Below are 22,233 nucleotides of genomic sequence, written 5' to 3'. Positions count from 1 at the left end.
GCCTGCCCTGACGATAACGACAGGCTCCTGAAAAGGAGTGCTTTTTTCCATGTCCAGGTCGCTTTTAACCAACGAGACCAGTGAGCTTGATTTACTGGATCAACGTCCTTTTGACCAGACCGACTTCGATATCCTCAAATCCTATGAAGCGGTAGTGGACGGGTTAGCGATGCTCATCGGTTCCCACTGTGAAATCGTATTGCACTCATTGCAGGACTTAAAATGTTCCGCTATTCGTATCGCCAACGGTGAACACACCGGCCGACAAATCGGCTCGCCAATTACCGACCTTGCGCTGCGCATGCTGCACGATATGACTGGAGCCGATAGCAGCGTTTCCAAATGCTATTTTACCCGCGCCAAAAGCGGTGTGCTGATGAAATCGGTCACAATCGCCATCCGCAACCGTGACCATCGGGTTATCGGCCTGCTGTGCATCAACATGAATCTTGATGTGCCGTTCTCACAAATAATGAGCACCTTTATTCCGCCGGAAACGACGGAGGTAAACTCGCAGGTCAACTTTGCTTCATCGGTTGACGATCTGGTTGCCCAGACGCTTGAGTTCACGATTGAAGAGGTAAACGCTGACCGTAACGTTTCTAACAACGCCAAAAATCGGCAGATCGTCCTGAACCTCTATGAGAAAGGGATCTTTGATATCAAGGATGCCATTAACCAGGTGGCCGATCGGCTGAACATCTCTAAGCACACGGTCTATCTCTACATTCGTCAGTTCAAAAGCGGAGATTTCCAGGGGCTGGAAAAATAATGCGCTTTGCCATTACGGTGACGGGCCCCGCTTACGGTACCCAGCAGGCCAGCAGCGCATTACAGTTTGCCCGAGCCGTTTTGCAGGAAGGGCACGAGCTGCTAAGCATCTTTTTCTATCGTGAAGGCGTCTACAACGCGAATCAGCTTACGGCTCCCGCTAGCGACGAGTTTGATCTGGTTCGGGCCTGGCAGGCGCTGCATGACGAACACGCTGTTTCCTTGCATATCTGTGTAGCCGCAGCTTTACGCCGTGGAATCACTGATGAACAGGAGGCCCGGCAGCTGAGTTTGCCTGCGCATAATTTGCAGCTGGGCTTTACCCTGAGTGGATTGGGCGCGCTGGCGGAAGCCGCGTTAACCTGCGATCGCATGGTGCAGTTCTGATGAAACGCGTAGCCTTTATTTTTTCCTCTGCGCCCCATGGTTCAGCGTCGGGCAGGGAAGGGCTGGACGCCTTGCTGGCAACCTCAGCCCTGACCGAAGAGATCGGCGTTTTCTTCGTGGGCGATGGCGTATTTCAGCTGCTTCCAGAGCAGCGGCCTGCTGCAGTGCTGGCGCGCGACTATATCTCCACCTTCAAACTCTTATCGCTATACGATATCGAACAGTGCTGGATTTGCGCTGCTTCAGCACGGGAGCGCGGTCTGAATTCTGCTACGCCATGGGTCGTTGATGGTGAATGGCTGGAGCCAGAGGCTCTACGCGCCCGGTTTGATGATTTTAACGTGATACTGCGTTTCTGAGGCCTGAATGCTCCACACACTAAGCACATCCCCCTGGCACGCCGATATAGCGACGATGCGCCGTTTGATAAAAGAGGGTGACGATCTTCTCCTGCTGTCGGACGGCGTTATCGCCGCCATCGCGGAAGGGCGTTTCCTTGAAATCCTGCAATCTGCCCCCATCTCCATCTACGCTCTGCAAGAAGATATCGAAGCCCGCGGGCTGACTGGTCAAATTGCGGACAGCGTCATCAGGGTTAGCTATACTGAGTTCGTCAGACTGACCGTCAAACATGCGGGTCAGTTGGCCTGGTAATGGCGGGATTGTTGTATATTTCTTGACACCTTTTCGGCACCGCCCTAAAATTCTGCGTCCTCATATTATATGAGGCGATTTATTACGTGTTTACGAAGCAAAAGCTAAAACCAGGAGCTATTTAATGGCAACAATTAACCAGCTGGTACGCAAACCACGCGCGCGCAAAGTTGCAAAGAGCAACGTGCCGGCGCTGGAAGCCTGCCCGCAGAAACGTGGCGTATGTACTCGTGTATATACCACCACTCCTAAGAAACCGAACTCCGCACTGCGTAAAGTTTGCCGTGTGCGTCTGACTAACGGTTTCGAAGTCACCTCCTACATCGGTGGTGAAGGTCACAACCTGCAGGAGCACTCCGTGATCCTGATCCGTGGCGGTCGTGTTAAAGACCTTCCGGGTGTTCGTTACCACACCGTTCGTGGTGCGCTTGACTGCTCCGGCGTTAAAGACCGTAAGCAAGCTCGCTCCAAGTATGGCGTGAAGCGTCCTAAGGCTTAATGGTTCTCCGTTAAGTAAGGCCAAACGTTTTATATTAATGTCAAACTAAACTCTTAGAGTTTTGGACAATCCTGAATTAACAACGGAGTATTTCCATGCCACGTCGTCGCGTCATTGGTCAGCGTAAAATCCTGCCGGATCCTAAGTTCGGATCAGAACTGCTGGCTAAATTTGTAAATATCCTGATGGTAGATGGTAAAAAATCTACTGCAGAAGCAATCGTATACAGCGCGCTGGAGACCCTGGCTCAGCGCTCTGGTAAAAATGAACTGGAAGCTTTCGAAGTCGCTCTCGACAACGTGCGCCCGACTGTAGAAGTTAAGTCTCGCCGCGTTGGTGGTTCTACTTATCAGGTTCCAGTTGAAGTCCGTCCGGTTCGTCGTAATGCTCTGGCAATGCGTTGGATCGTTGAAGCTGCTCGTAAACGTGGTGATAAATCCATGGCTCTGCGTCTGGCGAACGAACTCTCTGATGCTGCAGACAACAAAGGTACTGCAGTTAAGAAACGTGAAGACGTTCACCGTATGGCAGAAGCCAACAAGGCGTTCGCACACTACCGTTGGTAATCCCTTCGGAGTCATAGTCACCAGACGGGCGCTTCAGATAAGTCGCCCGTTTTGGATAACTTAACTGAACGCCTAAAGAAATAACGAGGAATCAAATGGCTCGTACAACACCCATCGCACGCTACCGTAACATCGGTATCAGTGCGCACATCGACGCCGGTAAAACTACTACTACCGAACGTATTCTGTTCTACACCGGTGTAAACCACAAAATCGGTGAAGTTCATGACGGCGCTGCCACCATGGACTGGATGGAACAGGAGCAGGAGCGTGGTATTACTATCACCTCCGCAGCGACTACTGCATTCTGGTCAGGTATGGCTAAGCAGTATGAACCGCATCGCGTAAACATCATCGACACCCCGGGGCACGTTGACTTCACTATCGAAGTTGAACGTTCCATGCGTGTGCTTGATGGTGCAGTAATGGTTTACTGCGCAGTTGGTGGTGTTCAGCCTCAGTCTGAAACCGTATGGCGTCAGGCAAACAAATATAAAGTTCCGCGCATTGCGTTCGTTAACAAAATGGACCGTATGGGTGCGAACTTCCTGAAAGTTGTTGGTCAGATCAAAACCCGTCTGGGCGCGAACCCTGTTCCGCTGCAGCTGGCGATTGGCGCTGAAGAAGCGTTCACCGGTGTTGTTGACCTGGTGAAAATGAAAGCCATCAACTGGAACGAAGAAGATGCAGGTGTAACCTTCACTTATGAAGATATCCCGGCAGACATGCAGGAACTGGCCGAAGAATGGCACCAGAACCTGATCGAGTCCGCTGCTGAAGCTTCTGAAGAGCTGATGGAGAAATACCTGGGTGGTGAAGAACTGACTGAAGAAGAGATTAAAACTGCTCTGCGTCAGCGCGTTCTGAACAACGAAATCATCCTGGTAACCTGTGGTTCTGCGTTCAAGAACAAAGGTGTTCAGGCGATGCTGGATGCGGTAGTTGACTACCTGCCATCCCCGGTTGACGTACCTGCGATCAACGGTATCCTGGACGACGGTAAAGATACTCCGGCTGAGCGTCACGCTAGCGATGATGAGCCGTTTGCTGCTCTGGCATTCAAAATCGCTACCGACCCGTTCGTGGGTAACCTGACCTTCTTCCGCGTGTACTCCGGTGTGGTTAACTCTGGTGATACCATCCTGAACTCCGTGAAAGCTGCACGTGAGCGTTTCGGTCGTATCGTACAGATGCACGCTAACAAACGTGAAGAGATCAAAGAAGTTCGCGCGGGCGATATCGCTGCTGCTATCGGTCTGAAAGACGTAACTACTGGTGACACTCTGTGCGATCCTAATGCGCCGATCATTCTGGAGCGTATGGAATTCCCTGAGCCGGTAATCTCTATCGCTGTTGAACCGAAAACCAAAGCTGACCAGGAAAAAATGGGTCTGGCTCTGGGCCGTCTGGCTAAAGAAGACCCGTCTTTCCGCGTATGGACTGACGAAGAATCTAACCAGACCATCATCGCCGGTATGGGTGAGCTGCACCTCGACATCATCGTTGACCGTATGAAGCGTGAATTCAACGTTGAAGCGAACGTCGGTAAACCTCAGGTTGCTTACCGCGAAGCGATTCGCGCGAAAGTTACCGATATCGAAGGTAAACACGCTAAACAGTCTGGTGGTCGCGGTCAGTACGGTCACGTCGTTATCGACATGTACCCACTGGAGCCGGGCTCTAACCCGAAAGGTTATGAGTTCATCAACGACATCAAAGGTGGTGTAATTCCTGGCGAATACATCCCGGCCGTTGATAAAGGCATCCAGGAGCAGCTGAAAGCAGGTCCTCTGGCTGGTTATCCGGTAGTTGATCTGGGCGTGCGTCTGCACTTCGGTTCTTACCACGACGTTGACTCCTCTGAACTGGCGTTTAAACTGGCCGCTTCTATTGCCTTTAAAGATGGCTTTAAGAAAGCGAAACCAGTTCTGCTTGAGCCGATCATGAAGGTTGAAGTAGAAACTCCGGAAGAGAACACTGGTGACGTTATCGGTGACCTTAGCCGTCGTCGCGGTATGCTGCGCGGTCAGGAATCCAACGTGACTGGCGTTGTGATCCACGCTGAAGTTCCGCTGTCTGAAATGTTCGGATATGCAACTCAGCTGCGTTCTCTGACCAAAGGTCGTGCTTCTTACTCCATGGAGTTCCTGAAGTATGATGATGCGCCGAACAACGTTGCTCAGGCCGTAATCGAAGCCCGTGGTAAATAAGCCGCAGGGTTAAAACCAAAGTCCCGTGCTCTCTCCAGAAGGGGAGAGCACTATAGTAAGGAATATAGCCGTGTCTAAAGAAAAATTTGAACGTACAAAACCGCACGTCAACGTCGGTACTATCGGCCACGTTGACCATGGTAAAACTACTCTGACCGCTGCAATCACTACCGTTCTGGCTAAAACCTACGGTGGTTCTGCTCGTGCATTCGACCAGATCGATAACGCGCCGGAAGAAAAAGCTCGTGGTATCACCATCAACACTTCTCACGTTGAATATGACACCCCGACTCGCCACTACGCGCACGTAGACTGCCCGGGCCACGCCGACTATGTTAAAAACATGATCACCGGTGCTGCGCAGATGGACGGCGCGATCCTGGTTGTTGCTGCGACTGACGGCCCGATGCCGCAGACTCGTGAGCACATCCTGCTGGGTCGTCAGGTAGGCGTTCCGTACATCATCGTGTTCCTGAACAAATGCGACATGGTTGATGACGAAGAGCTGCTGGAACTGGTTGAAATGGAAGTTCGTGAACTTCTGTCTCAGTACGATTTCCCGGGCGACGACACTCCGATCGTTCGCGGTTCCGCTCTGAAAGCGCTGGAAGGCGACGCAGACTGGGAAGCGAAAATCATCGAACTGGCTGGCTACCTGGATTCTTACATCCCGGAACCAGAGCGTGCGATTGACAAGCCGTTCCTGCTGCCGATCGAAGACGTATTCTCCATCTCCGGTCGTGGTACCGTTGTTACCGGTCGTGTAGAGCGCGGTATCATCAAAGTTGGCGAAGAAGTTGAAATCGTTGGTATCAAAGAGACTGCGAAGTCTACCTGTACTGGCGTTGAAATGTTCCGCAAACTGCTGGACGAAGGCCGTGCTGGTGAGAACGTTGGTGTTCTGCTGCGTGGTATCAAACGTGAAGAAATCGAACGTGGTCAGGTACTGGCTAAGCCGGGTTCCATCAAGCCGCACACCAAGTTCGAATCTGAAGTGTACATTCTGTCCAAAGACGAAGGCGGCCGTCATACTCCGTTCTTCAAAGGCTACCGTCCGCAGTTCTACTTCCGTACAACTGACGTGACTGGCACCATCGAACTGCCGGAAGGCGTAGAGATGGTAATGCCGGGCGACAACATCAAAATGGTTGTTACCCTGATCCACCCGATCGCGATGGACGACGGTCTGCGTTTCGCAATCCGTGAAGGCGGCCGTACCGTTGGCGCGGGCGTTGTTGCTAAAGTTCTGGGCTAATAATTAGTTCTGAATTAAAAAGGGCGCTAAGGCGCCCTTTTTGCTGCCTGCTATTTGTGAGTTGCAGCACGATGACCAGCAGCAAATAGATTAAATGTTTATTTAATAGACACGCTATTGTAATCATAACTATTCTCATTTACACTTTGTTTGTAAGTTGAACGGGAGTATATATGTACGTTTGTCTGTGTAATGGTGTGAACGATAAAAAAATTCGCCAGGCTGTGCGCCAATTCAATCCTCAGTCTTTTCAGCAACTGAGAAAATTTATTCCCGTTGGAAATCAATGCGGTAAGTGCGTTCGCGCGGCGCGCGAAATTATGGAAGATGAATTAACCCGCATGCCGGAATATCAAGAGATCGCCTGAAGCCCCTCAGCTTTACTTTGACATCCCTATAGCTCGAACTACGCTTCAATAAGTGGAAGCGGAGGGACTATATAATGAAAGGTGATGTCAAAATCATAAGTTATCTCAATAAATTATTGGGAAATGAGCTTGTCGCAATTAATCAATACTTTCTCCATGCGAGAATGTTCAAGAACTGGGGCCTGATGCGCCTCAATGATGTCGAATACCACGAATCTATCGATGAAATGAAGCACGCCGATAAGTATATTGAGCGCATTTTGTTTCTCGAAGGGATCCCGAATCTGCAGGATCTCGGCAAACTCCGCATCGGGGAAGACGTCGAGGAGATGCTGCAATCCGACCTGAGGCTGGAGCTTGAAGGGGCGAAGGATCTACGCGAGGCCATTGCCTATGCCGATAGCGTCCATGACTACGTCAGCCGTGATATGTTAATCACCATCCTTGCAGATGAAGAGGGCCATATCGATTGGCTGGAAACCGAATTGGACCTGATAGGCAAAATTGGTCTGCAGAATTATCTTCAGTCGCAGATTAAAGTGGCTGACTGATAAACGCCTGCCATCCACAGAACACACCCGCTGCGGCCAGGAAAGGGCCAAAAGGCAGCGGGTAGTGTAGCGTCTGCCTTGTTCTTGTGCACAAAGTCAGCGCCGTTACGGCAGCGCAGGCCAGAATAGCTGCTATGAGAACAAGCTGCGGTAAAACTTTCCACCCATGCCATGCCCCAAGCGCGGCGAGAAATTTTATATCGCCGTAGCCGATGCCTTCTCGCCCGCGTATTCCCCTGTAGAGCCAATAGATCAACCCGAAGGCCAGATAGCCGCCTATCGCACCCCAGACGGCATGTACCAGATTAGCCGGCGACAGACAGAGATAATAAAGCAATCCACCCCACAGCAGAGGGCAGGTAAATTTATCGGGTAGCAAGCCATAGCGCAGGTCGTGCCAACAAAGCGTGAGTAATAACCCGCCATGGATAATAAAGAATGCAAAGGTCGCTACTGTCATCGATTGTTCCCGCGTTGTGGCCTCAGTGACCGAGTGTGATGCTGATACGGGGTTTCTGGCAAAAGGCAATAAACAGGAGTGGATACCCTAATCCAGAGTTTTTGCTGGTCTTTCATGGTATTGCAGTAAACGCGGATGCGTGCTCCCGGAAACAGGTGATGATTTTGTACGCAGCCCTTGCGTTGTATCTGAATTTGCGTATAATGCGCGGGCCTGTCAAAGTTGACGGCCGGTTCGATATGAACCCCGGTAGCAGCAACACGCTACCAAACAATGTTCCCAATTGGGGAACTATGTAAGAACGGTTACACTCTCCCATCAATCGTAATGGGTATGAGGAGTAACCATTTCGTCTATAAAATAATTGGAGCTCTGGTCTCATGCAGAACCAAAGAATCCGTATCCGCCTTAAAGCGTTTGATCATCGTCTGATCGATCAATCAACCGCGGAAATCGTCGAGACTGCTAAGCGCACTGGTGCGCAAGTCCGTGGTCCGATCCCGCTGCCGACCCGCAAAGAGCGCTTTACCGTTCTGATTTCTCCGCACGTCAACAAAGATGCGCGCGATCAGTACGAAATCCGCACTCATAAGCGTCTGGTTGACATCGTTGAGCCAACTGAAAAAACCGTTGATGCTCTGATGCGTCTGGATCTGGCTGCCGGTGTAGACGTGCAGATCAGCCTGGGTTAATCAGGTCATCGAGCGATTGAGAGGTTGAAACAATGATTGGTTTAGTCGGTAAAAAAGTGGGCATGACCCGCATCTTCACTGAAGATGGCGTATCTATCCCAGTAACCGTAATCGAAGTTGAAGCAAACCGCGTTACTCAGGTTAAAGATCTGGCTAACGATGGCTACCGTGCCGTTCAGGTTACCACTGGTGCTAAAAAAGCTAACCGTGTAACTAAACCGGAAGCGGGTCACTTCGCTAAAGCTGGCGTTGAAGCTGGCCGTGGTCTGTGGGAATTCCGTCTGGCTGACGGCGAAGAGTTCACCGTAGGTCAGGACATTAGCGTTGAGCTGTTTGCTGACGTTAAAAAAGTTGACGTAACCGGTACCTCTAAAGGTAAAGGTTTTGCTGGTACCGTTAAGCGCTGGAACTTCCGTACCCAGGACGCAACTCACGGTAACTCCTTGTCTCACCGCGTTCCGGGTTCTATCGGTCAGAACCAGACTCCGGGCAAAGTGTTCAAAGGCAAGAAAATGGCAGGTCAGCTGGGTAACGAACGTGTCACCGTTCAGAGCCTGGACGTAGTACGTGTTGACGCTGAGCGCAACCTGCTGCTGGTTAAAGGCGCGGTCCCGGGTGCAACCGGTAGCGACCTGATCGTTAAACCAGCTGTGAAGGCGTAAGGGGATAGCAATGGAATTAGTATTGAAAGACGCGCAGAGCGCGCTGACTGTTTCCGAAACTACCTTCGGTCGTGATTTCAACGAAGCGCTGGTTCACCAGGTTGTAGTTGCTTATGCAGCTGGTGCTCGTCAGGGTACTCGTGCTCAGAAGACTCGTGCTGAAGTAACTGGTTCAGGCAAAAAGCCGTGGCGCCAGAAAGGTACCGGCCGTGCGCGTTCAGGTTCTATCAAGAGCCCGATCTGGCGTTCAGGTGGCGTGACCTTCGCTGCGCGTCCGCAGGACCACAGTCAAAAAGTTAACAAAAAGATGTACCGCGGCGCGCTGAAAAGCATTCTGTCCGAACTGGTACGTCAGGATCGTCTGATCGTTGTCGAATCTTTCTCTGTAGAAGCGCCTAAAACTAAGCTGCTGGCACAGAAACTGAAAGACATGGCTCTGGAAGATGTGCTGATCATCACCGGTGAGCTGGACGAGAACCTGTTCCTTGCTGCGCGCAACCTGCACAAGGTTGACGTACGTGATGCAACTGGTATCGACCCGGTTAGCCTGATCGCCTTCGACAAAGTCGTAATGACTGCTGATGCTGTTAAGCAAGTTGAGGAGATGCTGGCATGATTCGTGAAGAACGTCTGCTGAAGGTGCTGCGCGCACCGCACGTTTCTGAAAAAGCGTCTACTGCGATGGAAAAAACCAATACCATCGTTCTCAAAGTTGCTAAAGACGCGACCAAAGCAGAGATCAAAGCTGCTGTGCAGAAACTGTTTGAAGTCGAAGTCGAAGTCGTTAACACCCTGGTAGTTAAAGGGAAAGTTAAACGTCACGGACAGCGTATCGGTCGTCGTAGCGACTGGAAAAAAGCTTACGTCACCCTGAAGGAAGGCCAGAATCTGGACTTCGTCGGCGGCGCTGAGTAAGTCGGAGGAGTAATACAATGGCAGTTGTTAAATGTAAACCGACATCTCCGGGTCGTCGCCACGTTGTTAAAGTGGTCAACCCAGAGCTGCACAAGGGCAAACCTTTTGCTCCGCTGGTTGAAAAAAACAGCAAATCCGGTGGTCGTAACAACAATGGCCGTATCACCACCCGTCATATCGGTGGTGGTCACAAACAGGCCTACCGTATTGTTGACTTCAAACGCAACAAAGATGGTATCCCGGCAGTTGTTGAACGTCTTGAGTACGATCCGAACCGCTCCGCGAACATCGCGCTGGTTCTGTACAAAGATGGTGAGCGCCGTTACATTCTGGCCCCTAAAGGCCTGAAAGCTGGCGACCAGATTCAATCTGGCGTTGATGCTGCAATCAAAGCAGGCAACACCCTGCCGATGCGCAATATCCCGGTTGGTTCTACCGTTCATAACGTAGAAATGAAACCAGGTAAAGGCGGTCAGCTGGCGCGTTCCGCTGGTACTTACGTTCAGATCGTTGCTCGCGATGGTGCTTATGTCACCCTGCGTCTGCGCTCTGGTGAAATGCGTAAAGTCGAAGCAGACTGCCGCGCTACTCTGGGCGAAGTTGGCAATGCTGAGCATATGCTGCGCGTTCTGGGTAAAGCAGGTGCTGCACGCTGGCGTGGTGTTCGTCCTACCGTTCGCGGTACTGCGATGAACCCAGTCGACCACCCACATGGTGGTGGTGAAGGTCGTAACTTTGGTAAGCACCCGGTAACTCCGTGGGGCGTTCAGACCAAAGGTAAGAAGACCCGCAGCAACAAGCGTACTGATAAATTCATCGTACGTCGCCGTAGCAAATAATTTTAGAGGATAAGCCATGCCACGTTCTCTCAAGAAAGGTCCTTTTATTGACCTGCACTTGCTGAAGAAGGTAGAGAAAGCGGTGGAAAGCGGAGACAAGAAGCCCCTGCGCACTTGGTCCCGTCGTTCAACGATCTTTCCTAACATGATCGGTTTGACCATCGCTGTCCATAATGGTCGTCAGCACGTTCCAGTTTTTGTTTCCGACGAAATGGTTGGTCACAAACTGGGTGAATTCGCACCGACTCGTACTTATCGCGGCCACGCTGCTGATAAAAAAGCGAAGAAGAAATAAGGTAGGAGGAAGAGATGGAAACTTTAGCTCAACATCGCCATGCTCGTTCTTCTGCTCAGAAGGTTCGCCTTGTTGCTGACCTGATTCGCGGTAAGAAAGTGTCGCAGGCCCTGGATATTCTGACCTACACCAATAAGAAAGCTGCTGTACTGGTCAAGAAGGTACTGGAATCTGCCATTGCTAACGCTGAACACAACGATGGCGCTGACATTGATGATCTGAAAGTTGCGAAAATTTTCGTAGACGAAGGCCCGAGCATGAAGCGCATTATGCCGCGTGCTAAAGGTCGTGCAGATCGCATCCTGAAGCGCACCAGCCACATTACTGTGGTTGTGTCCGATCGCTGAGACTCTGGAGACTAGCAATGGGTCAGAAAGTACATCCTAATGGTATTCGCCTGGGTATTGTAAAACCATGGAACTCAACTTGGTTTGCGAACACCAAAGAATTCGCTGACAACCTGGACAGCGATTTTAAAGTACGTCAGTACCTGACTAAGGAACTGGCGAAAGCGTCTGTATCTCGTATCGTTATCGAGCGTCCGGCTAAAAGCATTCGTGTGACCATTCACACTGCTCGCCCGGGTATCGTTATCGGTAAGAAAGGCGAAGACGTAGAAAAACTGCGCAAGGTCGTCGCGGATCTCGCTGGCGTGCCTGCACAGATCAATATTGCCGAAGTTCGTAAGCCTGAACTGGACGCTAAATTGGTTGCTGACAGCATCACTTCTCAGCTGGAACGTCGCGTTATGTTCCGTCGTGCGATGAAGCGTGCTGTACAGAACGCAATGCGTCTGGGCGCTAAAGGTATCAAAGTTGAAGTTAGCGGCCGTCTTGGCGGCGCGGAAATCGCACGTACCGAATGGTACCGTGAAGGTCGCGTTCCGCTGCACACTCTGCGTGCTGACATCGACTACAACACCTCTGAAGCGCACACCACTTACGGTGTAATCGGCGTTAAGGTATGGATCTTCAAAGGTGAGATCCTGGGTGGTATGGCTGCTGTTGAACAACCGGAACCGGCTGCTCAACCTAAAAAGCAGCAGCGTAAAGGCCGTAAATAAGGAGCGTCGCTGATGTTACAACCAAAGCGTACAAAATTCCGTAAAGTGCACAAAGGCCGCAACCGTGGTCTGGCGCAGGGTACGGATGTTAGCTTCGGCACTTTCGGTCTGAAAGCTGTTGGCCGTGGTCGTCTGACTGCACGTCAGATCGAAGCAGCACGTCGTGCTATGACCCGTGCAGTTAAGCGTCAAGGTAAGATCTGGATCCGTGTATTCCCGGACAAACCGATCACCGAGAAGCCGCTGGAAGTTCGTATGGGTAAAGGTAAAGGTAACGTGGAGTACTGGGTTGCCTTGATTCAGCCGGGTAAAGTCCTTTATGAAATGGACGGCGTACCGGAAGAGCTGGCCCGTGAAGCATTCGGCCTGGCAGCAGCGAAACTGCCGATCAAAACCACCTTTGTAACTAAGACGGTGATGTAATGAAAGCAAAAGAGCTGCGTGAAAAAAGCGTTGAAGAGCTGAACGCTGAGCTGCTGAACCTGCTGCGTGAGCAGTTCAACCTGCGTATGCAGGCTGCAAGTGGCCAGCTGCAACAGACTCATCTGCTGAAGCAAGTGCGTCGTGATGTTGCACGCGTTAAGACTTTACTGACTCAGAAGGCGGGTGCGTAATGACCGATAAAATCCGTACTCTGCAAGGTCGCGTGGTTAGCGACAAAATGGAGAAATCCATTGTTGTTGCTATCGAACGTATGGTGAAACACCCGGTATACGGCAAATTCATCAAGCGTACGACCAAACTGCACGTACATGACGAGAACAACGAATGCGGTATCGGCGACGTGGTTGAAATCCGCGAATGCCGTCCGCTGTCCAAGACTAAGTCCTGGACGCTGGTTCGCGTTGTAGAGAAAGCGGTTCTGTAATACAGTACGCATTCTCGATACGGATAAACGGCTCAGCGATGAGCCGTTTATTTTTTCTACCCATATCTGATTTGCGGTGTTATAATGCCGCGCCCTCGATATGGGGCTTTTTTAACGACCCTATTTTTGGGTCTCAGTAGTAGTTGACATTAGCGGAGCACTAAAATGATCCAAGAACAGACTATGCTGAACGTCGCCGACAACTCCGGTGCACGTCGCGTAATGTGTATCAAGGTTCTGGGTGGCTCGCACCGTCGCTACGCAGGCGTAGGCGACATCATCAAGATCACCATCAAGGAAGCAATTCCGCGTGGTAAGGTCAAAAAAGGTGATGTGCTGAAGGCGGTAGTGGTGCGCACCAAGAAGGGTGTTCGTCGCCCGGACGGTTCTGTCATTCGCTTCGATGGTAATGCATGCGTTATTTTAAACAATAACAGCGAGCAGCCCATCGGTACGCGTATTTTTGGGCCGGTAACTCGTGAACTTCGTAACGAGAAGTTCATGAAAATTATCTCTCTGGCCCCAGAAGTACTCTAAGGAGCGAATCATGGCAGCGAAAATCCGTCGTGATGACGAAGTTATCGTGTTAACCGGTAAAGATAAAGGTAAACGCGGTAAAGTTAAGAATGTCTTGTCTTCCGGCAAGCTCATTGTTGAAGGTATCAACCTGGTTAAGAAACACCAGAAGCCGGTTCCGGCTCTGAACCAACCAGGCGGCATCGTTGAAAAAGAAGCTGCTATTCAGGTTTCTAACGTTGCGATCTTCAATGCGGCAACCGGCAAGGCTGACCGTGTAGGCTTTAGATTCGAAGACGGCAAAAAAGTCCGTTTCTTCAAGTCTAACAGCGAAACTATCAAGTAATTTGGAGTAGTACGATGGCGAAACTGCATGATTACTACAAAGACGAAGTAGTTAAAAAACTCATGACTGAGTTTAACTACAATTCTGTCATGCAAGTCCCTCGGGTCGAGAAGATCACCCTGAACATGGGTGTTGGTGAAGCGATCGCTGACAAGAAACTGCTGGATAACGCAGCAGCAGATCTGACAGCAATCTCCGGTCAAAAACCGCTGATCACCAAAGCACGCAAATCAGTTGCAGGCTTCAAAATCCGTCAGGGCTATCCGATCGGCTGTAAAGTAACTCTGCGTGGCGAACGCATGTGGGAGTTCTTTGAGCGCCTGATCACTATTGCTGTACCGCGTATCCGTGACTTCCGTGGCTTGTCCGCTAAGTCTTTCGACGGTCGTGGCAACTACAGCATGGGTGTCCGTGAGCAGATCATCTTCCCAGAAATCGACTACGATAAAGTCGACCGCGTTCGTGGTTTGGATATTACCATTACCACTACTGCGAAATCTGATGAAGAAGGCCGCGCTCTGCTGGCTGCCTTTGACTTCCCGTTCCGCAAGTAAGGTAGGGTTACTTAATGGCTAAGCAATCAATGAAAGCACGCGAAGTAAAGCGCGTGGCTTTAGCTGATAAATTCTTCGCTAAACGCGCTGAACTGAAAGCTATCATCTCTGATGTGAACGCAACCGACGAAGATCGTTGGAACGCTGTTCTCAAGCTGCAGACTCTGCCGCGTGATTCCAGCCCGTCTCGTCAGCGTAATCGCTGCCGTCAAACAGGTCGTCCGCATGGTTTCCTGCGGAAGTTCGGGTTGAGCCGTATCAAGGTCCGTGAAGCCGCAATGCGCGGTGAAATCCCGGGTCTGAAAAAGGCTAGCTGGTAATTGTCACCAATTGAATCACGGGAGTAAAGACAGATGAGCATGCAAGATCCGATCGCGGATATGCTGACCCGTATCCGTAACGGTCAGGCCGCGAATAAAGCTGCGGTCACCATGCCTTCCTCCAAGCTGAAAGTGGCAATTGCCAACGTGCTGAAGGAAGAAGGCTTTATTGAAGATTTTAAAGTTGAAGGCGACATCAAGCCGGAACTGGAACTGACTCTTAAGTATTTCCAGGGTAAAGCTGTTGTAGAAAGCATTCAGCGTGTCAGCCGCCCAGGTCTGCGCATCTACAAACGTAAAGATGAGCTGCCGAAAGTTATGGCGGGTCTGGGTATCGCGGTTATTTCTACCTCTAAAGGTGTTATGACCGATCGTGCAGCGCGCCAGGCTGGTCTTGGTGGCGAAATTATCTGCTACGTAGCCTAATCGGAGGAAAAAATGTCTCGTGTTGCTAAAGCACCGGTCGTTGTTCCTGCCGGCGTTGATGTAAAAATCAACGGTCAGGTTATTACGATCAAAGGTAAAAACGGCGAGCTGACTCGTACCCTCAACAATGCTGTTGAAGTTAAACATGCAGATAATGCTCTGACCTTCGGTCCGCGTGATGGTTTCGTGGATGGATGGGCTCAGGCTGGTACCGCGCGTGCCCTGCTGAACTCAATGGTTGTTGGTGTTACCGAAGGCTTCACTAAAAAGCTTCAGCTGGTTGGTGTAGGCTATCGTGCAGCGGTCAAAGGGGATGTAGTAAACCTGGCTTTAGGTTTCTCTCATCCTGTTGAGCATAAACTGCCGGCCGGTATCACTGCAGAATGTCCGACTCAAACTGAAATCGTGCTGAAAGGCGCTGATAAGCAGGTGATCGGTCAGGTTGCAGCAGATCTGCGCGCCTACCGTCGTCCTGAGCCTTATAAAGGCAAGGGTGTTCGTTACGCCGACGAAGTCGTGCGTACCAAAGAGGCTAAGAAGAAGTAAGGTAACACTATGGATAAGAAATCTGCTCGTATCCGTCGTGCGACCCGCGCACGCCGCAAGCTCCAGGAGCTGGGTGCAACTCGCCTGGTGGTACATCGTACCCCGCGTCATATTTACGCACAGGTAATTGCACCGAACGGTTCTGAAGTTCTGGTAGCTGCTTCTACTGTAGAAAAAGCTATCGCTGAACAACTGAAGTACACCGGTAACAAAGACGCGGCAGCAGCTGTGGGTAAAGCTGTTGCTGAACGCGCTCTGGAAAAAGGCATCAAAGATGTTTCCTTTGACCGTTCCGGGTTCCAATATCATGGTCGTGTCCAGGCACTGGCAGATGCTGCCCGTGAAGCTGGCCTTCAGTTCTAAGGTAGAGGTGTAAGATGGCTCACATCGAAAAACAAGCTGGCGAACTGCAGGAAAAGCTGATCGCGGTTAACCGCGTATCTAAAACCGTTAAAGGTGGTCGTATTTTCTCCTTCACAGCTCTGACTGTAGTTGGTGACGGTAACGGTCGCGTTGGTTTTGGTTACGGTAAAGCGCGTGAAGTTCCAGCAGCGATCCAGAAAGCGATGGAAAAAGCCCGTCGCAATATGATTAATGTCGCGCTGAACCACGGCACCCTGCAGCACCCGGTTAAAGGTGTTCACACGGGTTCTCGTGTATTCATGCAGCCAGCTTCCGAAGGTACCGGTATCATTGCCGGTGGTGCAATGCGCGCCGTTCTGGAAGTTGCTGGAGTTCATAACGTTCTGGCCAAAGCATATGGTTCCACCAACCCGATCAACGTGGTTCGTGCAACTATTGATGGCCTGGAAAATATGAATTCTCCAGAAATGGTCGCTGCCAAGCGTGGTAAATCCGTTGAAGAAATTCTGGGGAAATAAACCATGGCAAAGACTATTAAAATTACTCAAACCCGCAGTGCAATCGGTCGTTTGCCGAAACACAAGGCAACGCTGCTTGGCCTGGGTCTGCGTCGTATTGGTCACACCGTAGAGCGCGAGGATACTCCTGCTGTTCGTGGTATGGTCAACGCGGTTTCCTTCATGGTTAAAGTTGAGGAGTAAGAGATGCGTTTAAATACTCTGTCTCCGGCCGAAGGCTCCAAAAAGGCGGGTAAACGCCTGGGTCGTGGTATCGGTTCTGGCCTCGGTAAAACCGGTGGTCGTGGTCACAAAGGTCAGAACTCTCGTTCTGGCGGTGGCGTACGTCGCGGTTTCGAAGGTGGTCAGATGCCTCTGTACCGTCGTCTGCCGAAATTCGGCTTCACTTCTCGTAAAGCGATGATCACTGCAGAAGTTCGTCTGTCTGATCTGGCTCACGTAGAAGGCGATGTTATCGACCTGAACACGCTGAAAGCGGCTAACATTATCGGTATCCAGATCGAATTCGCGAAAGTGATCCTGTCTGGTGAGGTATCTCGTCCGGTAACTGTTCGTGGCCTGCGCGTGACTAAAGGTGCTCGTGCTGCTATCGAAGCTGCTGGCGGTAAAATTGAGGAATAAGTAGCAGATGGCTAAGCAACCGGGATTAGATTTTCAAAGTGCCAAAGGTGGGATTGGCGAACTGAAGCGCAGACTGTTGTTTGTAATCGGTGCGTTGATTGTGTTCCGTATTGGCTCTTTTATTCCGATCCCTGGTATTGATGCCGCTGTACTTGCCAAACTGCTTGAGCAACAGCGAGGCACCATCATTGAAATGTTCAACATGTTCTCTGGTGGTGCTCTCAGCCGTGCTTCTATCTTTGCGTTGGGTATCATGCCGTATATTTCGGCATCGATCATTGTCCAGCTGTTAACGGTTGTTTATCAGCCGTTAGCAGAGCTGAAGAAAGAAGGGGAGTCTGGTCGTCGTAAGATCAGCCAGTACACCCGCTACGGTACTCTGGTGCTGGCGATATTCCAGTCGATTGGTATTGCTACCGGTCTGCCGAATATGCCTGGTATGCAGGGCCTGGTGATTAATCCAGGCTTTGCATTCTATTTCACCGCTGTTGTTAGTCTGGTCTCAGGAACGATGTTCCTGATGTGGCTCGGTGAACAGATTACTGAACGCGGTATCGGAAACGGTATCTCGATCATTATCTTCGCCGGTATCGTTGCGGGTCTCCCGCCGGCCATCGCCCATACTATCGAGCAAGCGCGTCAAGGCGACCTGCACTTCCTCCTGTTGCTGTTGGTTGCAGTATTAGTATTTGCAGTGACTTTCTTTGTTGTCTTTGTTGAGCGTGGCCAACGCCGCATTGTGGTAAACTACGCTAAGCGTCAACAGGGTCGTCGTGTCTATGCTGCACAGAGCACACATTTACCGCTGAAAGTGAATATGGCAGGGGTAATCCCGGCAATCTTCGCTTCCAGTATTATTCTGTTCCCGGCAACCATTACATCATGGTTCGGGGGCGGTACTGGTTGGAACTGGCTGACAACAATTTCGCTGTATTTGCAGCCTGGGCAACCGCTTTATGTGTTACTCTATGCGTCTGCAATCATCTTCTTCTGTTTCTTCTATACGGCGTTGGTTTTCAACCCGCGTGAAACAGCAGATAACCTGAAGAAGTCCGGTGCATTTGTACCAGGAATTCGTCCGGGAGAGCAAACGGCGAAGTATATCGATAAAGTAATGACTCGCCTGACTTTAGTCGGTGCGTTATACATCACTTTTATCTGCCTGATCCCGGAGTTCATGCGTGATGCAATGAAAGTACCGTTCTACTTTGGTGGGACCTCACTGCTTATCGTTGTTGTCGTGATTATGGACTTTATGGCTCAAGTGCAAACTCTGATGATGTCGAGTCAGTACGAGTCTGCATTGAAGAAGGCGAACCTGAAAGGCTACGGCCGCTAACAGGTCGCTCGAGAAGTTACGGAGAGTAAAAATGAAAGTTCGTGCTTCCGTCAAGAAATTATGCCGTAACTGCAAAATCGTTAAGCGTGATGGCGTCATCCGCGTGATTTGCAGTGCCGAGCCGAAGCATAAACAGCGCCAAGGCTGATTTATTCGCATATTTTTCTTGCAAAGTTGGGTTGAGCTGGCTAGATTAGCCAGCCAATCTTTTGTATGTCTGTACGTTTCCATTTGAGTATCCTGAAAACGGGCTTTTCAGCATGGTGCGTACATATTAAATAGTAGGAGTGCATAGTGGCCCGTATAGCAGGCATTAACATTCCTGATCACAAACATACCGTAATCGCATTAACTGCCATTTTCGGTATCGGCAAGACCCGCTCTAAAGCCATCTGTGCTGACACGGGTATCGCTGAAAATGTTAAGATCAGTGAGCTGTCTGAAGAACAAATTGAATCCCTGCGTGAAGCGGTTGGTAAATTTGTCGTTGAAGGTGATCTGCGCCGTGAAATCACCCTGAGCATCAAGCGTCTGATGGACCTTGGTTGCTATCGTGGTTTACGCCATCGTCGTGGTCTTCCGGTTCGCGGTCAGCGTACTAAGACCAACGCACGTACCCGTAAGGGTCCGCGTAAACCGATCAAGAAATAGTCGGGGTGATTGAATAATGGCAAAGGCACCAGTTCGTGCACGTAAGCGTGTAAGAAAACAAGTCTCTGATGGCGTGGCTCATGTCCATGCTTCTTTTAACAACACCATCGTTACCATTACCGATCGTCAGGGTAACGCGCTGGGTTGGGCAACAGCCGGTGGTTCCGGTTTCCGTGGTTCTCGCAAATCCACTCCGTTCGCAGCTCAGGTTGCAGCAGAGCGTTGCGCTGAAGCCGTAAAAGAATACGGCATCAAGAATCTGGAAGTTATGGTCAAAGGTCCGGGTCCAGGTCGCGAATCTACTATTCGTGCACTGAACGCCGCTGGTTTCCGCATCACGAATATTACTGATGTGACTCCGATCCCTCATAACGGTTGTCGTCCGCCGAAAAAACGTCGCGTATAACGCGTTCGTTTCTAGGATTGTTGGAGAAAGAAAATGGCAAGATATTTGGGTCCTAAGCTCAAGCTGAGCCGTCGTGAGGGCACAGACCTGTTCCTTAAGTCTGGCGTTCGCGCGATCGATACCAAGTGTAAAATTGAACAAGCTCCTGGCCAGCACGGTGCGCGTAAACCGCGTCTGTCTGACTATGGTGTGCAGTTGCGTGAAAAGCAAAAAGTTCGCCGTATGTACGGTGTGCTGGAGCGTCAGTTCCGTAACTACTATAAAGAAGCAGCGCGTCTGAAAGGCAACACCGGTGAAAACCTGTTGACTCTGCTGGAAGGTCGTCTGGACAACGTTGTATACCGTATGGGCTTCGGCGCGACTCGTGCTGAATCACGTCAGCTGGTTAGCCACAAAGCTATCATGGTAAACGGTCGTGTTGTTAACATCGCTTCTTATCAGGTTAAAGCGAATGACGTTGTCAGCATTCGTGAGAAAGCGAAAAAGCAATCTCGCGTGAAAGCCGCTCTGGAGCTGGCTGAGCAGCGTGAAAAGCCAACCTGGCTGGAAGTTGATGCTGGCAAGATGGAAGGTACGTTCAAGCGTCAGCCGGAACGTTCTGATCTGTCTGCGGACATTAACGAACACCTGATCGTCGAGCTTTACTCCAAGTAAAGCTTAGTACCAAAGAGAGGACACAATGCAGGGTTCTGTGACAGAGTTTCTAAAACCGCGCCTGGTCGATATCGAGCAAGTGAGTTCGACGCACGCCAAGGTGACCCTTGAACCTTTAGAGCGTGGCTTTGGCCATACTCTGGGTAACGCACTGCGCCGTATTCTGCTCTCATCGATGCCGGGTTGCGCGGTGACCGAGGTTGAGATTGATGGTGTACTTCATGAGTACAGCACCAAAGAAGGCGTTCAGGAAGATATCCTTGAAATCCTGCTCAACCTGAAAGGGCTGGCGGTGAGAGTTCAGGGTAAAGATGAAGTTATCCTTACTTTGAACAAATCTGGCATTGGCCCTGTGACCGCAGCCGACATTACCCATGACGGTGATGTCGAAATCGTCAAGCCGCAACATGTGATCTGCCACCTGACCGATGAGAACGCTGCTATTAGCATGCGTATCAAAGTTCAGCGCGGTCGCGGTTATGTGCCGGCTTCTGCCCGAATTCATTCGGAAGAAGATGAGCGCCCAATCGGCCGTCTGCTGGTCGACGCATGCTACAGCCCGGTAGAGCGTATTGCCTACAATGTTGAAGCAGCGCGTGTAGAACAGCGTACCGACCTGGACAAGCTGGTCATCGAAATGGAAACCAACGGCACAATCGATCCTGAAGAGGCGATTCGTCGTGCGGCAACCATCCTGGCAGAACAACTGGAAGCTTTCGTTGATTTACGTGATGTACGTCAGCCGGAAGTGAAAGAAGAGAAACCAGAATTCGATCCGATCCTGCTGCGCCCTGTTGACGATCTCGAATTGACTGTCCGCTCTGCTAACTGCCTTAAGGCAGAAGCTATCCACTATATCGGTGATCTGGTACAGCGTACCGAGGTTGAGTTGCTGAAAACGCCGAACCTGGGTAAAAAATCTCTTACCGAGATTAAAGACGTGCTGGCTTCACGTGGTTTGTCTCTGGGCATGCGCCTGGAAAACTGGCCACCGGCAAGCATTGCTGACGAGTAACCGGATCACAGGTTAAGGTTTTACTGAGAAGGATAAGGTCATGCGCCATCGTAAGAGTGGTCGTCAACTGAACCGCAACAGCAGCCATCGCCAGGCTATGTTCCGTAACATGGCTGGTTCGCTGGTTCGTCATGAAATCATCAAGACGACCCTGCCGAAAGCGAAAGAACTGCGTCGCGTAGTTGAGCCGCTGATTACTCTTGCCAAGACTGATAGCGTTGCTAATCGTCGTCTGGCATTCGCCCGCACTCGTGATAACGAGATCGTGGCAAAACTGTTTAACGAGCTGGGCCCGCGTTTCGCGAGCCGCGCCGGTGGTTACACTCGTATTCTGAAGTGTGGCTTCCGTGCAGGCGACAACGCGCCGATGGCATACATCGAGCTGGTTGATCGCTCTGAATCGAAAGCAGAAGCTGCTGCAGAGTAATCTGTAGTAACGTAAAAAAACCCGCTCCGGCGGGTTTTTTTATATCCTCCCTATTCCTGCTTGTTTACAATATCTGCATTATTTATGTTCATCGCCGGAGCCTTATGATGTGGTTACTGGATCAGTGGGCAGAACGTCATATTCTTGATGCGCAGCGCAAAGGTGAGTTAGATAATCTTCCGGGAAGCGGGGAACCCCTGTCTCTGGATGACGACTCGCATGTGCCAGCTGAGCTACGCGCAGGTTATCGATTACTCAAAAATGCGGGTTGTTTACCTCCAGAACTTGAACATCGTAAAGAAGCGGTAATGCTCACTGACTTACTAAAAGGTGTACAGGAGAGCGATCCGCGCTATGCGGAGCTGAGCCGTCGTTTGGCGCTACTCGAATTAAAGCTGCGACAGGCGGGCCTGAACACTGACTTCCTGCGCGGAGATTACGCTGATAAGTTGCTACATAAAATTAAAGAGGAGTAA

At 50.8% G+C, this 22,233-nt stretch carries 40 protein-coding genes; 39 read left to right on the top strand and 1 reads right to left on the bottom strand.

Annotated features, from left to right (window positions below):
* The first annotated feature begins 49 nt into the window (after nucleotides 1–49).
* The 10 genes from IYV58_RS25160 (at nucleotide 50) to bfr (ending at nucleotide 7,261) form a co-directional block, all read left to right on the top strand.
* Entirely contained in the window at nucleotides 50–772 is a 723-nt protein-coding gene (locus IYV58_RS25160) for a helix-turn-helix transcriptional regulator (protein ID WP_004125940.1), read from the top strand.
* Nucleotides 772–1,158 (top strand): sulfurtransferase complex subunit TusD, encoded by a 387-nt coding sequence (gene tusD / locus IYV58_RS25155; protein WP_087828653.1) that lies wholly within the window; start codon nucleotides 772–774, stop codon nucleotides 1,156–1,158. Before IYV58_RS25160 ends, tusD begins: the two co-directional genes overlap by 1 nt.
* Entirely contained in the window at nucleotides 1,158–1,517 is a 360-nt protein-coding gene (gene tusC, locus IYV58_RS25150) for a sulfurtransferase complex subunit TusC (RefSeq protein WP_195729311.1), read from the top strand. The genes tusD and tusC overlap by 1 nt, the downstream gene beginning before the upstream one ends.
* Before the next feature lie 7 nt (nucleotides 1,518–1,524).
* Nucleotides 1,525–1,812: a sulfurtransferase complex subunit TusB gene (gene tusB / locus IYV58_RS25145; protein ID WP_004125931.1), complete on the top strand. Its 288-nt coding sequence runs from the start codon at nucleotides 1,525–1,527 to the stop codon at nucleotides 1,810–1,812.
* Nucleotides 1,813–1,936: 124 nt separating this feature from the next.
* Nucleotides 1,937–2,311, top strand: a complete 375-nt coding sequence (gene rpsL / locus IYV58_RS25140) for a 30S ribosomal protein S12 (protein WP_002920115.1) — start codon at nucleotides 1,937–1,939, stop codon at nucleotides 2,309–2,311.
* Between the two features lie 95 nt (nucleotides 2,312–2,406).
* Complete coding sequence (gene rpsG, locus IYV58_RS25135; RefSeq protein WP_004106370.1) at nucleotides 2,407–2,877, top strand: 30S ribosomal protein S7; 471 nt, start codon at nucleotides 2,407–2,409, stop codon at nucleotides 2,875–2,877.
* 95 nt (nucleotides 2,878–2,972) lie between these two features.
* The gene (gene fusA, locus IYV58_RS25130) at nucleotides 2,973–5,087 is read left to right on the top strand and encodes an elongation factor G (RefSeq protein ID WP_004115957.1); all 2,115 of its coding nucleotides are present in this window, start codon (nucleotides 2,973–2,975) and stop codon (nucleotides 5,085–5,087) included.
* 70 nt (nucleotides 5,088–5,157) lie between these two features.
* Nucleotides 5,158–6,342 (top strand): elongation factor Tu, encoded by a 1,185-nt coding sequence (gene tuf / locus IYV58_RS25125; RefSeq protein WP_004097636.1) that lies wholly within the window; start codon nucleotides 5,158–5,160, stop codon nucleotides 6,340–6,342.
* Between the two features lie 173 nt (nucleotides 6,343–6,515).
* Nucleotides 6,516–6,710: a bacterioferritin-associated ferredoxin gene (gene bfd / locus IYV58_RS25120; RefSeq protein ID WP_004125913.1), complete on the top strand. Its 195-nt coding sequence runs from the start codon at nucleotides 6,516–6,518 to the stop codon at nucleotides 6,708–6,710.
* A gap of 74 nt (nucleotides 6,711–6,784) precedes the next feature.
* Entirely contained in the window at nucleotides 6,785–7,261 is a 477-nt protein-coding gene (bfr, locus tag IYV58_RS25115) for a bacterioferritin (protein ID WP_004125910.1), read from the top strand.
* On the opposite strand, the gene IYV58_RS25110 is transcribed toward bfr, so the two are convergent.
* A complete protein-coding gene (locus IYV58_RS25110) occupies nucleotides 7,245–7,721 on the bottom strand; it encodes a prepilin peptidase (protein WP_087829092.1) in 477 nt (158 codons plus the stop codon). The genes bfr and IYV58_RS25110 overlap by 17 nt on opposite strands.
* Nucleotides 7,722–8,101: 380 nt before the next feature.
* Here IYV58_RS25110 and rpsJ point away from each other — a divergent pair, with 380 nt between their 5' ends.
* The 29 genes from rpsJ to IYV58_RS24965 all read left to right on the top strand — a co-directional run bounded on the left by rpsJ (nucleotide 8,102) and on the right by IYV58_RS24965 (nucleotide 22,233).
* On the top strand, nucleotides 8,102–8,413 hold the full coding sequence (rpsJ, locus tag IYV58_RS25105) for a 30S ribosomal protein S10 (protein ID WP_001181005.1): 312 nt from the start codon (nucleotides 8,102–8,104) through the stop codon (nucleotides 8,411–8,413).
* A 32-nt stretch (nucleotides 8,414–8,445) separates the two neighbouring features.
* The gene (rplC, locus tag IYV58_RS25100) at nucleotides 8,446–9,075 is read left to right on the top strand and encodes a 50S ribosomal protein L3 (protein ID WP_004106354.1); all 630 of its coding nucleotides are present in this window, start codon (nucleotides 8,446–8,448) and stop codon (nucleotides 9,073–9,075) included.
* Between the two features lie 10 nt (nucleotides 9,076–9,085).
* Nucleotides 9,086–9,691 (top strand): 50S ribosomal protein L4, encoded by a 606-nt coding sequence (rplD, locus tag IYV58_RS25095; protein ID WP_003031119.1) that lies wholly within the window; start codon nucleotides 9,086–9,088, stop codon nucleotides 9,689–9,691.
* Nucleotides 9,688–9,990, top strand: a complete 303-nt coding sequence (rplW, locus tag IYV58_RS25090) for a 50S ribosomal protein L23 (protein WP_000617546.1) — start codon at nucleotides 9,688–9,690, stop codon at nucleotides 9,988–9,990. Before rplD ends, rplW begins: the two co-directional genes overlap by 4 nt.
* Before the next feature lie 17 nt (nucleotides 9,991–10,007).
* Nucleotides 10,008–10,829: a 50S ribosomal protein L2 gene (gene rplB / locus IYV58_RS25085; protein ID WP_000301869.1), complete on the top strand. Its 822-nt coding sequence runs from the start codon at nucleotides 10,008–10,010 to the stop codon at nucleotides 10,827–10,829.
* Nucleotides 10,830–10,845: 16 nt separating this feature from the next.
* Nucleotides 10,846–11,124 carry a 30S ribosomal protein S19 gene (rpsS, locus tag IYV58_RS25080; RefSeq protein ID WP_001138115.1) on the top strand — a complete coding sequence of 93 codons (279 nt, stop codon included), beginning with the start codon at nucleotides 10,846–10,848 and terminating at the stop codon, nucleotides 11,122–11,124.
* A 14-nt stretch (nucleotides 11,125–11,138) separates the two neighbouring features.
* The gene (rplV, locus tag IYV58_RS25075; protein ID WP_002919773.1) at nucleotides 11,139–11,471 is read left to right on the top strand and encodes a 50S ribosomal protein L22; all 333 of its coding nucleotides are present in this window, start codon (nucleotides 11,139–11,141) and stop codon (nucleotides 11,469–11,471) included.
* A 17-nt stretch (nucleotides 11,472–11,488) separates the two neighbouring features.
* Nucleotides 11,489–12,187, top strand: coding sequence for a 30S ribosomal protein S3 (rpsC, locus tag IYV58_RS25070; protein WP_004106350.1), 699 nt, complete (start codon nucleotides 11,489–11,491; stop codon nucleotides 12,185–12,187).
* A gap of 12 nt (nucleotides 12,188–12,199) precedes the next feature.
* Nucleotides 12,200–12,610 carry a 50S ribosomal protein L16 gene (gene rplP / locus IYV58_RS25065; protein ID WP_002919759.1) on the top strand — a complete coding sequence of 137 codons (411 nt, stop codon included), beginning with the start codon at nucleotides 12,200–12,202 and terminating at the stop codon, nucleotides 12,608–12,610.
* Nucleotides 12,610–12,801 carry a 50S ribosomal protein L29 gene (rpmC, locus tag IYV58_RS25060; RefSeq protein ID WP_002919754.1) on the top strand — a complete coding sequence of 64 codons (192 nt, stop codon included), beginning with the start codon at nucleotides 12,610–12,612 and terminating at the stop codon, nucleotides 12,799–12,801. The genes rplP and rpmC overlap by 1 nt, the downstream gene beginning before the upstream one ends.
* Nucleotides 12,801–13,055 (top strand): 30S ribosomal protein S17, encoded by a 255-nt coding sequence (rpsQ, locus tag IYV58_RS25055; RefSeq protein WP_004106347.1) that lies wholly within the window; start codon nucleotides 12,801–12,803, stop codon nucleotides 13,053–13,055. Before rpmC ends, rpsQ begins: the two co-directional genes overlap by 1 nt.
* A 165-nt stretch (nucleotides 13,056–13,220) precedes the next feature.
* Complete coding sequence (gene rplN / locus IYV58_RS25050) at nucleotides 13,221–13,592, top strand: 50S ribosomal protein L14 (RefSeq protein WP_000613954.1); 372 nt, start codon at nucleotides 13,221–13,223, stop codon at nucleotides 13,590–13,592.
* Nucleotides 13,593–13,602: 10 nt separating this feature from the next.
* Entirely contained in the window at nucleotides 13,603–13,917 is a 315-nt protein-coding gene (gene rplX / locus IYV58_RS25045) for a 50S ribosomal protein L24 (RefSeq protein WP_004106345.1), read from the top strand.
* Nucleotides 13,918–13,931: 14 nt separating this feature from the next.
* Nucleotides 13,932–14,471 carry a 50S ribosomal protein L5 gene (gene rplE, locus IYV58_RS25040; protein ID WP_001096202.1) on the top strand — a complete coding sequence of 180 codons (540 nt, stop codon included), beginning with the start codon at nucleotides 13,932–13,934 and terminating at the stop codon, nucleotides 14,469–14,471.
* 14 nt (nucleotides 14,472–14,485) lie between these two features.
* Nucleotides 14,486–14,791, top strand: a complete 306-nt coding sequence (gene rpsN, locus IYV58_RS25035) for a 30S ribosomal protein S14 (RefSeq protein ID WP_002919667.1) — start codon at nucleotides 14,486–14,488, stop codon at nucleotides 14,789–14,791.
* Nucleotides 14,792–14,824: 33 nt separating this feature from the next.
* A complete protein-coding gene (gene rpsH / locus IYV58_RS25030) occupies nucleotides 14,825–15,217 on the top strand; it encodes a 30S ribosomal protein S8 (protein ID WP_004106343.1) in 393 nt (130 codons plus the stop codon).
* Between the two features lie 12 nt (nucleotides 15,218–15,229).
* Nucleotides 15,230–15,763, top strand: coding sequence for a 50S ribosomal protein L6 (gene rplF, locus IYV58_RS25025; RefSeq protein WP_004106341.1), 534 nt, complete (start codon nucleotides 15,230–15,232; stop codon nucleotides 15,761–15,763).
* 9 nt (nucleotides 15,764–15,772) lie between these two features.
* On the top strand, nucleotides 15,773–16,126 hold the full coding sequence (rplR, locus tag IYV58_RS25020) for a 50S ribosomal protein L18 (protein ID WP_000358960.1): 354 nt from the start codon (nucleotides 15,773–15,775) through the stop codon (nucleotides 16,124–16,126).
* Between the two features lie 14 nt (nucleotides 16,127–16,140).
* Entirely contained in the window at nucleotides 16,141–16,644 is a 504-nt protein-coding gene (gene rpsE / locus IYV58_RS25015; RefSeq protein WP_004106339.1) for a 30S ribosomal protein S5, read from the top strand.
* A gap of 3 nt (nucleotides 16,645–16,647) precedes the next feature.
* On the top strand, nucleotides 16,648–16,827 hold the full coding sequence (gene rpmD / locus IYV58_RS25010) for a 50S ribosomal protein L30 (protein ID WP_001140434.1): 180 nt from the start codon (nucleotides 16,648–16,650) through the stop codon (nucleotides 16,825–16,827).
* Nucleotides 16,828–16,830: 3 nt separating this feature from the next.
* The gene (gene rplO / locus IYV58_RS25005; protein WP_004106336.1) at nucleotides 16,831–17,265 is read left to right on the top strand and encodes a 50S ribosomal protein L15; all 435 of its coding nucleotides are present in this window, start codon (nucleotides 16,831–16,833) and stop codon (nucleotides 17,263–17,265) included.
* 7 nt (nucleotides 17,266–17,272) lie between these two features.
* Entirely contained in the window at nucleotides 17,273–18,604 is a 1,332-nt protein-coding gene (gene secY, locus IYV58_RS25000; protein WP_004106334.1) for a preprotein translocase subunit SecY, read from the top strand.
* 31 nt (nucleotides 18,605–18,635) lie between these two features.
* On the top strand, nucleotides 18,636–18,752 hold the full coding sequence (gene rpmJ, locus IYV58_RS24995) for a 50S ribosomal protein L36 (RefSeq protein WP_000868187.1): 117 nt from the start codon (nucleotides 18,636–18,638) through the stop codon (nucleotides 18,750–18,752).
* A gap of 146 nt (nucleotides 18,753–18,898) precedes the next feature.
* Nucleotides 18,899–19,255, top strand: a complete 357-nt coding sequence (gene rpsM / locus IYV58_RS24990) for a 30S ribosomal protein S13 (RefSeq protein ID WP_004106333.1) — start codon at nucleotides 18,899–18,901, stop codon at nucleotides 19,253–19,255.
* Nucleotides 19,256–19,271: 16 nt separating this feature from the next.
* A complete protein-coding gene (rpsK, locus tag IYV58_RS24985; protein ID WP_004138423.1) occupies nucleotides 19,272–19,661 on the top strand; it encodes a 30S ribosomal protein S11 in 390 nt (129 codons plus the stop codon).
* 33 nt (nucleotides 19,662–19,694) lie between these two features.
* Nucleotides 19,695–20,315, top strand: coding sequence for a 30S ribosomal protein S4 (gene rpsD, locus IYV58_RS24980; protein ID WP_004125897.1), 621 nt, complete (start codon nucleotides 19,695–19,697; stop codon nucleotides 20,313–20,315).
* A 25-nt stretch (nucleotides 20,316–20,340) separates the two neighbouring features.
* The gene (locus IYV58_RS24975) at nucleotides 20,341–21,330 is read left to right on the top strand and encodes a DNA-directed RNA polymerase subunit alpha (protein WP_002919219.1); all 990 of its coding nucleotides are present in this window, start codon (nucleotides 20,341–20,343) and stop codon (nucleotides 21,328–21,330) included.
* 40 nt (nucleotides 21,331–21,370) lie between these two features.
* Entirely contained in the window at nucleotides 21,371–21,757 is a 387-nt protein-coding gene (gene rplQ / locus IYV58_RS24970; protein WP_001216372.1) for a 50S ribosomal protein L17, read from the top strand.
* Between the two features lie 107 nt (nucleotides 21,758–21,864).
* Entirely contained in the window at nucleotides 21,865–22,233 is a 369-nt protein-coding gene (locus tag IYV58_RS24965) for a DnaJ family domain-containing protein (protein ID WP_004125895.1), read from the top strand.

This window comes from Klebsiella sp. BDA134-6 (genome assembly GCF_015601345.1).
GTDB lineage: Bacteria > Pseudomonadota > Gammaproteobacteria > Enterobacterales > Enterobacteriaceae > Klebsiella > Klebsiella grimontii.
Note: the sequence above shows the minus strand (reverse complement) of the source record. Positions and strands in the feature narration are given on the sequence as shown.

What these genes read in the sequence shown, in the direction of transcription:
- IYV58_RS25160 (WP_004125940.1), top strand. Translation starts at nt 50, where the DNA reads ATGTCCAGGTCGCTTTTAACCAACGAGACCAGTGAGCTTGATTTACTG.
- tusD (WP_087828653.1), top strand. Translation starts at nt 772, where the DNA reads ATGCGCTTTGCCATTACGGTGACGGGCCCCGCTTACGGTACCCAGCAG.
- tusC (WP_195729311.1), top strand. Translation starts at nt 1,158, where the DNA reads ATGAAACGCGTAGCCTTTATTTTTTCCTCTGCGCCCCATGGTTCAGCG.
- tusB (WP_004125931.1), top strand. Translation starts at nt 1,525, where the DNA reads ATGCTCCACACACTAAGCACATCCCCCTGGCACGCCGATATAGCGACG.
- rpsL (WP_002920115.1), top strand. Translation starts at nt 1,937, where the DNA reads ATGGCAACAATTAACCAGCTGGTACGCAAACCACGCGCGCGCAAAGTT.
- rpsG (WP_004106370.1), top strand. Translation starts at nt 2,407, where the DNA reads ATGCCACGTCGTCGCGTCATTGGTCAGCGTAAAATCCTGCCGGATCCT.
- fusA (WP_004115957.1), top strand. Translation starts at nt 2,973, where the DNA reads ATGGCTCGTACAACACCCATCGCACGCTACCGTAACATCGGTATCAGT.
- bfd (WP_004125913.1), top strand. Translation starts at nt 6,516, where the DNA reads ATGTACGTTTGTCTGTGTAATGGTGTGAACGATAAAAAAATTCGCCAG.
- bfr (WP_004125910.1), top strand. Translation starts at nt 6,785, where the DNA reads ATGAAAGGTGATGTCAAAATCATAAGTTATCTCAATAAATTATTGGGA.
- IYV58_RS25110 (WP_087829092.1), bottom strand. Translation starts at nt 7,721, where the DNA reads ATGACAGTAGCGACCTTTGCATTCTTTATTATCCATGGCGGGTTATTA.
- rpsJ (WP_001181005.1), top strand. Translation starts at nt 8,102, where the DNA reads ATGCAGAACCAAAGAATCCGTATCCGCCTTAAAGCGTTTGATCATCGT.
- rplC (WP_004106354.1), top strand. Translation starts at nt 8,446, where the DNA reads ATGATTGGTTTAGTCGGTAAAAAAGTGGGCATGACCCGCATCTTCACT.
- rplD (WP_003031119.1), top strand. Translation starts at nt 9,086, where the DNA reads ATGGAATTAGTATTGAAAGACGCGCAGAGCGCGCTGACTGTTTCCGAA.
- rplW (WP_000617546.1), top strand. Translation starts at nt 9,688, where the DNA reads ATGATTCGTGAAGAACGTCTGCTGAAGGTGCTGCGCGCACCGCACGTT.
- rplB (WP_000301869.1), top strand. Translation starts at nt 10,008, where the DNA reads ATGGCAGTTGTTAAATGTAAACCGACATCTCCGGGTCGTCGCCACGTT.
- rpsS (WP_001138115.1), top strand. Translation starts at nt 10,846, where the DNA reads ATGCCACGTTCTCTCAAGAAAGGTCCTTTTATTGACCTGCACTTGCTG.
- rplV (WP_002919773.1), top strand. Translation starts at nt 11,139, where the DNA reads ATGGAAACTTTAGCTCAACATCGCCATGCTCGTTCTTCTGCTCAGAAG.
- rpsC (WP_004106350.1), top strand. Translation starts at nt 11,489, where the DNA reads ATGGGTCAGAAAGTACATCCTAATGGTATTCGCCTGGGTATTGTAAAA.
- rplP (WP_002919759.1), top strand. Translation starts at nt 12,200, where the DNA reads ATGTTACAACCAAAGCGTACAAAATTCCGTAAAGTGCACAAAGGCCGC.
- rpmC (WP_002919754.1), top strand. Translation starts at nt 12,610, where the DNA reads ATGAAAGCAAAAGAGCTGCGTGAAAAAAGCGTTGAAGAGCTGAACGCT.
- rpsQ (WP_004106347.1), top strand. Translation starts at nt 12,801, where the DNA reads ATGACCGATAAAATCCGTACTCTGCAAGGTCGCGTGGTTAGCGACAAA.
- rplN (WP_000613954.1), top strand. Translation starts at nt 13,221, where the DNA reads ATGATCCAAGAACAGACTATGCTGAACGTCGCCGACAACTCCGGTGCA.
- rplX (WP_004106345.1), top strand. Translation starts at nt 13,603, where the DNA reads ATGGCAGCGAAAATCCGTCGTGATGACGAAGTTATCGTGTTAACCGGT.
- rplE (WP_001096202.1), top strand. Translation starts at nt 13,932, where the DNA reads ATGGCGAAACTGCATGATTACTACAAAGACGAAGTAGTTAAAAAACTC.
- rpsN (WP_002919667.1), top strand. Translation starts at nt 14,486, where the DNA reads ATGGCTAAGCAATCAATGAAAGCACGCGAAGTAAAGCGCGTGGCTTTA.
- rpsH (WP_004106343.1), top strand. Translation starts at nt 14,825, where the DNA reads ATGAGCATGCAAGATCCGATCGCGGATATGCTGACCCGTATCCGTAAC.
- rplF (WP_004106341.1), top strand. Translation starts at nt 15,230, where the DNA reads ATGTCTCGTGTTGCTAAAGCACCGGTCGTTGTTCCTGCCGGCGTTGAT.
- rplR (WP_000358960.1), top strand. Translation starts at nt 15,773, where the DNA reads ATGGATAAGAAATCTGCTCGTATCCGTCGTGCGACCCGCGCACGCCGC.
- rpsE (WP_004106339.1), top strand. Translation starts at nt 16,141, where the DNA reads ATGGCTCACATCGAAAAACAAGCTGGCGAACTGCAGGAAAAGCTGATC.
- rpmD (WP_001140434.1), top strand. Translation starts at nt 16,648, where the DNA reads ATGGCAAAGACTATTAAAATTACTCAAACCCGCAGTGCAATCGGTCGT.
- rplO (WP_004106336.1), top strand. Translation starts at nt 16,831, where the DNA reads ATGCGTTTAAATACTCTGTCTCCGGCCGAAGGCTCCAAAAAGGCGGGT.
- secY (WP_004106334.1), top strand. Translation starts at nt 17,273, where the DNA reads ATGGCTAAGCAACCGGGATTAGATTTTCAAAGTGCCAAAGGTGGGATT.
- rpmJ (WP_000868187.1), top strand. Translation starts at nt 18,636, where the DNA reads ATGAAAGTTCGTGCTTCCGTCAAGAAATTATGCCGTAACTGCAAAATC.
- rpsK (WP_004138423.1), top strand. Translation starts at nt 19,272, where the DNA reads ATGGCAAAGGCACCAGTTCGTGCACGTAAGCGTGTAAGAAAACAAGTC.
- rpsD (WP_004125897.1), top strand. Translation starts at nt 19,695, where the DNA reads ATGGCAAGATATTTGGGTCCTAAGCTCAAGCTGAGCCGTCGTGAGGGC.
- IYV58_RS24975 (WP_002919219.1), top strand. Translation starts at nt 20,341, where the DNA reads ATGCAGGGTTCTGTGACAGAGTTTCTAAAACCGCGCCTGGTCGATATC.
- rplQ (WP_001216372.1), top strand. Translation starts at nt 21,371, where the DNA reads ATGCGCCATCGTAAGAGTGGTCGTCAACTGAACCGCAACAGCAGCCAT.
- IYV58_RS24965 (WP_004125895.1), top strand. Translation starts at nt 21,865, where the DNA reads ATGTGGTTACTGGATCAGTGGGCAGAACGTCATATTCTTGATGCGCAG.